Below are 8292 nucleotides of genomic sequence, written 5' to 3' on the forward strand. Positions count from 1 at the left end.
TGAGGACCAGATTATTGAAATTTGGCACCATTTCGTTAGCGGCAGCCGATACGAGCGGGAGAAGAGTAGGGGCGGATGCCCGCCGACATTGGGCAAGACGGTGCAATCGGATAGCGGTCTCGGTCCCGGTCGATGGTCTACGCCTTTTGTAGAAGCACTCGATTGCGTTGGCACTGCAACGCCGGGAGCTTAGGCTATACGAGCCTCAATCGAAGAGACTCCGACCGGCAGCTCAGAAAGTGTCCGGGCGAATCCGGGTTTACGCGACCCTGCACTAGACTCGCGGGCGACAGAGGCTGAGAACAATTGCACCGGCGGCAAGGATGGCCGCGAATGTCAGGAAAATGGTGGAGGGCGGGATGTCGTCTGCCACGGCGGCGATGATCCCGAAAAGAACTAAGCCGAGCAGAACACCGACGCAGTGAACCGCGCCTTTTGCCCGACCCAAGGCCGGCCCGGGGACGGTGGATTGTAGCATGACCTCAACGCCCACCCTGCCAAGATTGTATAATACGCCCAAGATCGCGAACGCGACGAGCACTAAAGGCAGATCGAGGACTTTGAGAAGAGCGAAGAACATTGCGGTCAAAGCGAGGGCCACCAGTTGCAGAACGCAAATTTTAACAACGCGGACCAGCGGCATGAGAAGAAGGACGCCCAAAATGGAGCCGGCGGACCAGGCGCTTTCAAGTTGTCCGAAGTCTACTGCATCTCCTCTCAGTTCCTCAAGAACGAAGCCTGGACCGACGACGCTTACCAGCATCCCACCGGTAAATAGGAATGCATAAACGGCGCCGAGATAGACCAAGCGCGCATCAACATGCAACTTCGAACGTATGGAACCGGCCCCGCAGTGGTGGGGTGCCATTTGTTCTCGCCTGACAAAGAGCATGCATAAAGCCGATAGCGCAAACGCCACGGCCATGGCCGCGAAGGTGATCGTCGGTGTGGAAACGTACAAGAGAAGCCCGGTTAACGATGCTGCACAAAGGCTTCCGGATTGCGTAAGCAAAAACACGGCGGAGTTCGCGGTGGCTAAAGTGAACCCGATTCCGACGGTTGGTATTATGCACTGGGAAGCCGTGAGGGCGATCCTATCGGAGGTCGCGAACAGGACCGCTGACAACAAGATAGTCCAAAGAGGGTCATTCGCAATCAGCAAAACTGCGAATGCCGACGCGCCCACAAACCGGACGGCATCTGCGGCCGCGTACAGTACTCGACGATCATACCGATCTGACATCCACCCCGCGACGGGACTTGCTACCAATTCCGCTATGCTCACAATTGCAAAGAAAGCTGCCACAGCCGGGCTGCCGTTTCCCGACACCACCAGTATCCAAGCAGAAGCTATTTGATATGCGTTTCTCCCAACGGCCGAAGTAAAAACGCTCGCGAGAAACCAATAGAAAGAGCGACGTCCCTGACTTGCCGACCCGGAAACTGCGACAGATGATGGTGGACGCATACGGGAATCTTCGCTGATTAAGATTCTACCGAAATAGACAATTGCCTCCTGCCCCGCTTTCGAAATCAAGCCAACCTTTCAAAATGGCGCCAAAAAAGAGGTACGCTATGCCGTCAGCTACGTAACCCGCGACGAAATTCGGACGGACTAGCACCGAAGGCTCGCTTGAATGCGACTGTAAAGTGACTGGAACTTGCAAATCCGCATTCGAGCGCGATTTCGGTCGCTGAAAGATCGGTTGCTCGAAGCAGGTCGGCTGCGCGTTGCATCCGATGTTCTGCAACATAGGTGTAAGGGGTCTTCCCGGTCGATTGTTTGAAAGCACGAAAGAAATGGCGTCGGCTCACGCCTATTTCTCCTGCAAGTTCGTCGAGGCTCGGCGGGTTCGCCCCCCGGGACTCGATTATGGCAACGACGCGCTTGAGGTCGAAAGATGATAGACCACCCTTGGCGGGCTCGAGACCCAGCCCATTAAATCTGAGAAGTTGCACGAACAATTGGGCAGCCTGGCTCTCCACCATGATGACGCTGATTGGATCGGGGCTCTTAAGTTCCGCGCCAATCCTCTGAAGGGAAGCCTCAATCATGGCGCTGCGAAACCCTATTGTTGGCTGTAGTCCGGCAATGTGCTCAGAGCCGATCGACCGATCGACGAGTGTTGGATCGACCGATACAAACAGGTAAGAGCCCGTGGCATCCCCCTCGTCCCATCCTGTCCACTCACAGTGCGCAGGCACGAAAGCGATAGATCCCGGTCGGCGGGGAGTAAAAGCGACGCGACGTCCTTCGACAAAATCTTCGCCGGCCCTTGCTTCGCCCTTGAGATTTATCAGGAACGCATGTTGCTCAGGCGCGACGCGCGTTTCCTGGCGCGACAACCCAGTTCGCTTGACAATGTCCGCCCGCACCAGTCCCCAGTCCATATGATGGTGCACCAATGTGCTGTGATCAGAACGGCGAACCTCATGGGGTTGGAAGCCATACGTTTCCGTCAAGGAAGCCATTCCCTACTAAACTAATCCACTTTCGAAAATATAACGACTGCGAGTTGCCAAACAATCCTGGATTGATCCACGGTTGGCGGATGATGGCACTTTCATGAAAATGCGGCATTGCAAATGAAAGCGTGCAGTCAAACTCTGTCTTACCACTGAGTACGCGACAGCGCTCGGCGTCTGAACGGACCAACCCGCTATAATTGTTATTTAATTTCTTTCAAGCAGCTGCCGGCGTCGTACTTTCCATTATCTTATGAGGTATGTTGCAATGCAGGACATCGATGAGTTTTCCACCGAATGCGACCTTGGCCCGCGTCTGAACCAACTCGCCGGCTTCTTTAGCGAAACGGCGGCCGGAAAAAGTGGCGTACCGGTTCGCAAGCCCGTCATTGACACGCGCCTCTTGCCCGACGATGTCCTCCTTCATCGTTTAATTGCATTGCACTCGCGCCGACAAGGTAATTTCGACCAGCACTATCATGGCAGCATCCCGTATCGTTTGGAGGAGGAGTGCCGGATGGCGCATGCGCTCCTGCGCTACGCGCAATTGAGCTCTTCAGACGTCTCGCTGTATAGTCTCGGCACCGCCGAAGGCACGATGGCGCGGACGCTTTCCGAACTGAGCCGTGGAAAAATCCAATCTCTGTCCTGCAGTCCCAACGAGGAAAACTACAGGTGCTTTATGGCGTTCGGCGAGCCGTCACACGCTCACTTCTTCCTTGGCCCCTTTCACCGATTGACAAAGGACTATCTCCGCTCAGAAAAACAACTCGAACGGTTCTCGACCGGGTTCGACTTCATCCTGGAGGACACCACGTTCCAGATGTACTCTCCCAATCGACGAAAGCAGATCGAATTTGTTGCGGATCATCTTAAGGAAGATGGTGTCCTCTTGTTTGTGGAGAAGTTTCGCGCTGCGGATCCTCGTGACTATGAAGGGCGAGAATCACAAAAGGATTTCGGCTTCAAGACGAGGTATTTCGGTATCGAGGAAATTCAGCGCAAATCGAAACTGGTCCTCTCCACGATGCATGACTGCGAAGTCACCCTAGAAGAAATGGCGAACGCCGTTTACGCACATTTCCGCTATTGTGTCGTCACGTGGGGCAGCGGGAACTTCTACGGCCTTGCGGCTAGCAACAGCCAGGAAAACCTCCGGCGATATCTCTCCCTGATGGTTCATCCTGCTATTCCGGCCGAATATGTGTACGAGCCGGAGCCCTATACCGAATTGGCCACGTGGGTAGAGGGTGTTAGTGCGCAACAGCAATCTGAAGCTCAGTGAGGGGTACATGAGCGTCCGCAGAGTTATCGGCGTAGGCCCGTCCCGCAGCGAGCGTTATCCTGCCATTTTTCCCACAAGTCTTAGATCATGGAGGTATCCCTTGCACACACATGTCGCCGAGGCGTTCGTGCAGGCCCCACACGCAGAATGCGTCGCTGACAAGATCTGCGCTCGATTCAGTGCCTATTGCCAGTCGACCGGCACCGACAGAATTCTCGATTTCGGCGACGCGCGCGCGATCCTGAAACCGACCGATGAGGGTCTACATTTCCGTGTGGAAGCCGAGGAGCTCGTAACCTTCTACGGTATCCGGACCCTGTTGCAGGCAAGCCTGTCCACCATCACAGTTCCAGGCGGAGCCGTCGAATGGCACCCCGCCTGCAGCGTATCCTTCGAGGCAATCCGAGAGCATGTTGAGAGTGGACAGGTTTGGCCGGGCGGAAAATAGCCCGATCGGACATCAGCCGCCTTCAGATCAGCGTTGAATATCAAGCTGGTTTGCCCGTGCGAAATGCCGACAACGCGGGCGACATTCTCAGGCGTCCGCATTGTCGTTTCGAAGACGATGTTGACGTTGCGCTCCATGGCGGCGGCCAGGAGCTTTTCCGTCCAGCGGCCGGCGTCAGCTTGGGTGAACTGCGACGCCGTTTCCGGATCCCGTCTTTGGAACGCCAGGAAGTTGAGATGATAGGAGCGCAGATCGTCGCCAACGATGCGGATCGTCGGCCCAGATCGATCGAGCTCGGCGTGGCTCGCAATCAGCACCACGGTTTTGCCGGCGCCCGGCTGGCCGCCGAGCAGGTTAAGGCGGGGCTGCCCTGCCCGGCTGATACCATCCGGCAGATAGTCGGGCAGAATGTCGTTGCGGAAAATGCTCTCGTTTCTGTCCAGCGAGAGAGGGCCGGATGCCTGATCCTCCGCCATGATCGGAACTCCGCCCAGAACCGGGCTTCGCACTTCACACGCGCTCCCCGCAGCGCGATCAGGTTTTCGACGGTTTGGCGATCGGCAACAGCAACGTTGTGCTGGATGGCGATAAGATCGCGGCGGCGAAGCCGCAGCGCTTCCGCCGCTTCGGGATCCGTCCCTTCGAGCTCATAGACGCGAGCCGTGACGATGGCGCGGGCCTGATTGAGGATCTCGATGGCGATCTCCGTGCGGAGGATCGCGTCGTAAGAAATTTCCTGTTCAGCCATCTTTGTCGCCTTTCCGTTTGTTCAAAGCCGTTTACTCAACTGTCTACCGGAACACGCCGCGGGCGCGGTCGAGGACCCGCCGCTGCCGTTCCGCAATGATTTCCTGACTTGCCTGCATGCGGACAGTCTGTTGAACAATCTTCAGCCGTTCCTGCATGACCTCGAAAGCACGGCGCTGCGCCAGCGCCACGCGATTGATGACGTCTTTCTCACCGCGCAGAATGGCGTTTCGACCGAAACGTTCGTCGAGCGCCCGGCTGACCGCGGTGAACTCCCGGCGGATGGCGGGATCGAGCGAGCCAGCAGCGACTTCGAGTTTGGCATCCTTTTTCTTCATCGCCGCTGAGAGGTCTTGCAACGCCTCCTCGGCAGAAACCGACAGGCCCGGAATGGCGACGCTCATGCGCCGGCGCTCCTCGGTAATCACCTTCGTCTCGGTGTCGTAAGCCGTCGCATGGGAGGCACCGAGCGACCGGACGCGGCTTTCCGCCTCCGGTAGGGCTTGAAGCGCGTCCTTTCGTTCGCGGCCTACCGCCAGCAATCTGTCCATGATGCGATCAGAGCCGCGCAGGGCACCATAGGCTGCGGGATCGTTGGCGACGGCCGCTGCGATCCGATCGCCAGCGAAGCCTTTCACGATCAGGGCCTCGATCTTGTCCACGGCGCCGGCAGGATCGCGCCAGAGACGCGCTGCCGTTTCGACAAGAGCCGTCCGATTGTGACCGTAGTGTGCGACGGCACGCGCCCGCTTCCGCGCCTCGTCCTCGACAGACGTTTTGAACTCCGTCACGGCGGCGAGCATCGGCAACACGGGCATCGTCTCCCTCCCCGGCTCGACACTGGCGCCGGCCACGATCTTCGAGCGATCCCTCCTCTCGGCAAGATGCTGTTCCTCGGTAAAACGGCGCACGATGACAAACAGGCGCGCTAGTTTCTCGCGACGGTCAGAAGCAAGATCCTCCGGCATGCGCTCGACCATGTTACGCTGTGCAATCGCGTCGGCTTTGTCGGTGAAGGCGGACCAGCCAAAGCGCGCTGTCAGCGCATCGTTGACAGCCTTGATTTCCTGGACCAACGACCGGTCCTCGACCGCATAGGCGAAGGCTGTCTTGTAAGCGTCCTTCCCGCCGCGTTCGCGCACGGCTTCGATTTCCACGAGGCGCGCCACTGCTTGTTTCGAGAGCGCGGGGACCGACAGGGACATGTGAGCCCGGCGCTGTTCCTCACGAATGCCAAAGCGTTCGGCCTGGCGTCGGAATTCTGTCGCATGCGCGCGTACCAGCGGCGGCAAATCCGACAACGCGGCCATTGCCGTATCGCGCTCGGTGGGGGCGGCACGGCCATCGACCAGAAGCTCCGATCCACGCAAACGACCGAGACGCTGCGGCTTGGTCTCGAGATCGTCGCCGAGGCGGCGCGGCTCGAACCGAGCGTCGGAGGCGAGAGCATTCAGTCTGGCAAGCGCGCCATCGGGATCGCGATAGATCTTTTGCAGGACCCGCCGAAGGATTTCATCCCGCTCCTTCCAGCGCTCCGAAGCGAGCTGCGCACGGCGGGCGTCCTCGTCGAGGCTGCGGGAGAACCGCGTCGATGGCGCAATAAGATACTTTTGGTTCGCAGCAATTTGTGCCGCGAGTGTCTCGGTGCGCTCTTCATTGTAAAAGACGCGCTTTTCCCGTTCGATCGCGAAGCCAAGCGCCACGCTCGCCCGCTCCCAAAGCTTTGCCACCTGCTCGCGTTTCTCCGCAAGCCACGCCAGCCGCCGGGCAGCCCCCTCTTCCATCCCGGCCGCGATCCCGGCAGCCAAGTCGATACCACGGCGCCGGGCAAAGTCGCGGGCATGCGCCTGGTAGCCGGCCTCGCTCTCGAAATCGAGCGTGGTGGTCTTCGCGCCTGTTCGGCCAAGCCGCTCGACCAGTTGCTTGAACAATTCCGGCCGATGGCTCTCTCGCTCGATGCGTTCCAGCCGCGCATCGGCAGCTTCGACCTGCTTTGCCGTCCAGACATTGCGCTCGACCTGACGCTCCTCGAAATGCTTCTCACCCGTTTCCTCATCGATGACGGCGACCGTCACCTTGACCTTTTCCACACCGTCTTTCCGCAACAGAACGGTGTCCCCTTCGGACACGCCACCCTCCGACAGTGCCTTGGGCATGCTGCCCCCCCAGAGCCGGTGCTCCGTTCCGTCGTCGATCTTCACATCGGCATAAGGGCTCTCGTCGGCATCCTCATCTTGGGGCCGGAACTTTGCCATCCCGGTCTCGATCAGCTCGCCGGTGACGCCGGCGGAGTGATCGACATGGGATTTTCCACCCCATTCCGGCTTCGCCTCGAAATCCTCGCGAGCCGCATAGAGATCGGCGCGATCGCGATGCCTAGTCATCGACACATAGGTCAGATGCTGGTCCATCATGCCGGAGGCAAGCACGAAGGTCCGGTCGACGGTGGCGCCCTGCGACTTGTGGATCGTCGCGGCATAGCCGTGATCGATGTTGCGATAGCTGTTTTCGCTGATGACGACGTCGCGGCCATTATCGAGACGGACCGATAGCAAAGGATCGCCGTGTTCGTCGCCGGTGGAAACGACTGTTCCGAGCATGCCGTTCTTGACATATTGCGGTCCAAGCGTCCGCGCCTGCGATTCAAGGAAGCGAGCGTTTTCGAGAAAGATGATCCTGTCGCCGACGGCGAACTCTCGCACGCCACGCTCCGTCTGAAAATCACGGCCGGCCGCCAATACGCCGTCATCTCTCATGACCTGACGCAGCGCCTCGTTGAGCCGCTTCACGTCATCATTGGTGTGGGCGAGAACGAGAAGTTCATCACCGCGCAAGCGGACCGGCTGATCGCCGTCGGCAGTGTTCCGGACGAGGTCACGGCGTGCATCGGTCCAGTCGGCGACGATGCGGTCGACGACGTCGGCCCGGCTCTCCGCCGCAAAAATCCGCCCCTCACGTGCATAGGCGTCCAGCGCTTCTTCGACCTTGCCACGAGCGAAGAGACGAGAAGCCTCACGTGCCCATTCTTCGCGCTGACGACGCACACCGGCCAGTTCCGCAGATCCGATCCGCTCGGATATGGCCCGGAAGGCAGCACCGGCCTGGATCGGCTGAAGCTGCATTACGTCGCCGACCAGGACGACTTTCGCGCCCGCATCCTCCGCTGACTTAAGGACGCGCGCCATCTGCTGCGACGAGACCATTCCGGCCTCATCGACGACGAAGACGTCACCGCGATCGAGCAGATCTCGCCCATTCGTCCAGGCGAGCTCCCAGGAGGCGAGCGTGCGTGACTTGATGCCGGAACTCTCCTCCAGTCCTTCGGCCGCCTTGCCGGCAAGTGCCG

6 protein-coding genes and 1 pseudogene are annotated in these 8292 nt (G+C 59.1%); 2 read left to right on the plus strand and 5 right to left on the minus strand.

Features of this window, described 5'->3' with window-relative positions:
* Positions 1-274: 274 nt before the first annotated feature.
* Together PDO_RS05950 and PDO_RS05955 are read right to left on the minus strand one after the other, a co-directional pair.
* The gene (locus PDO_RS05950; protein ID WP_244426362.1) at positions 275-1468 is read right to left on the minus strand and encodes an MFS transporter; all 1194 of its coding nucleotides are present in this window, start codon (positions 1466-1468) and stop codon (positions 275-277) included.
* 113 nt (positions 1469-1581) lie between these two features.
* Positions 1582-2472: a helix-turn-helix transcriptional regulator gene (locus tag PDO_RS05955; RefSeq protein WP_007599186.1), complete on the minus strand. Its 891-nt coding sequence runs from the start codon at positions 2470-2472 to the stop codon at positions 1582-1584.
* 262 nt (positions 2473-2734) lie between these two features.
* On the opposite strand from PDO_RS05955, the gene PDO_RS05960 reads away from it, so the two are divergent.
* Both PDO_RS05960 and rctB read left to right on the plus strand, forming a co-directional pair.
* Positions 2735-3751 carry a class I SAM-dependent methyltransferase gene (locus PDO_RS05960; RefSeq protein WP_007599188.1) on the plus strand — a complete coding sequence of 339 codons (1017 nt, stop codon included), beginning with the start codon at positions 2735-2737 and terminating at the stop codon, positions 3749-3751.
* A 7-nt stretch (positions 3752-3758) separates the two neighbouring features.
* Positions 3759-4199, plus strand: coding sequence for an SMa0974 family conjugal transfer regulator (rctB, locus tag PDO_RS29400; RefSeq protein WP_458574640.1), 441 nt, complete (start codon positions 3759-3761; stop codon positions 4197-4199).
* A 122-nt stretch (positions 4200-4321) separates the two neighbouring features.
* Here rctB and PDO_RS29405 read toward each other — a convergent pair.
* The 3 genes and pseudogenes from PDO_RS29405 to PDO_RS05975 form a co-directional block, all read right to left on the minus strand.
* Positions 4322-4519: pseudogene (locus PDO_RS29405) on the minus strand (zeta toxin family protein); the annotation flags it as partial.
* Entirely contained in the window at positions 4510-4947 is a 438-nt protein-coding gene (locus PDO_RS28950; RefSeq protein WP_244426361.1) for a hypothetical protein, read from the minus strand. The gene PDO_RS28950 and the pseudogene PDO_RS29405, both read right to left, overlap by 10 nt.
* Positions 4948-4990: 43 nt before the next feature.
* Positions 4991-8292: AAA family ATPase (locus PDO_RS05975; protein WP_007599193.1), on the minus strand; the 3302-nt coding region annotated here is incomplete at its 5' end.

Origin of the sequence: Rhizobium sp. PDO1-076 (genome assembly GCF_000247475.1) — a bacterium.
Taxonomy (GTDB): domain Bacteria; phylum Pseudomonadota; class Alphaproteobacteria; order Rhizobiales; family Rhizobiaceae; genus Allorhizobium.

Excerpts from the sequence above, each read along its gene's own strand:
- PDO_RS05950 (WP_244426362.1), bottom strand. The coding sequence starts at position 1,468 with ATGCGTCCACCATCATCTGTCGCAGTTTCCGGGTCGGCAAGTCAGGGA.
- PDO_RS05955 (WP_007599186.1), bottom strand. The coding sequence starts at position 2,472 with ATGGCTTCCTTGACGGAAACGTATGGCTTCCAACCCCATGAGGTTCGC.
- PDO_RS05960 (WP_007599188.1), top strand. The coding sequence starts at position 2,735 with ATGCAGGACATCGATGAGTTTTCCACCGAATGCGACCTTGGCCCGCGT.
- rctB (WP_458574640.1), top strand. The coding sequence starts at position 3,759 with ATGAGCGTCCGCAGAGTTATCGGCGTAGGCCCGTCCCGCAGCGAGCGT.
- PDO_RS28950 (WP_244426361.1), bottom strand. The coding sequence starts at position 4,947 with ATGGCTGAACAGGAAATTTCTTACGACGCGATCCTCCGCACGGAGATC.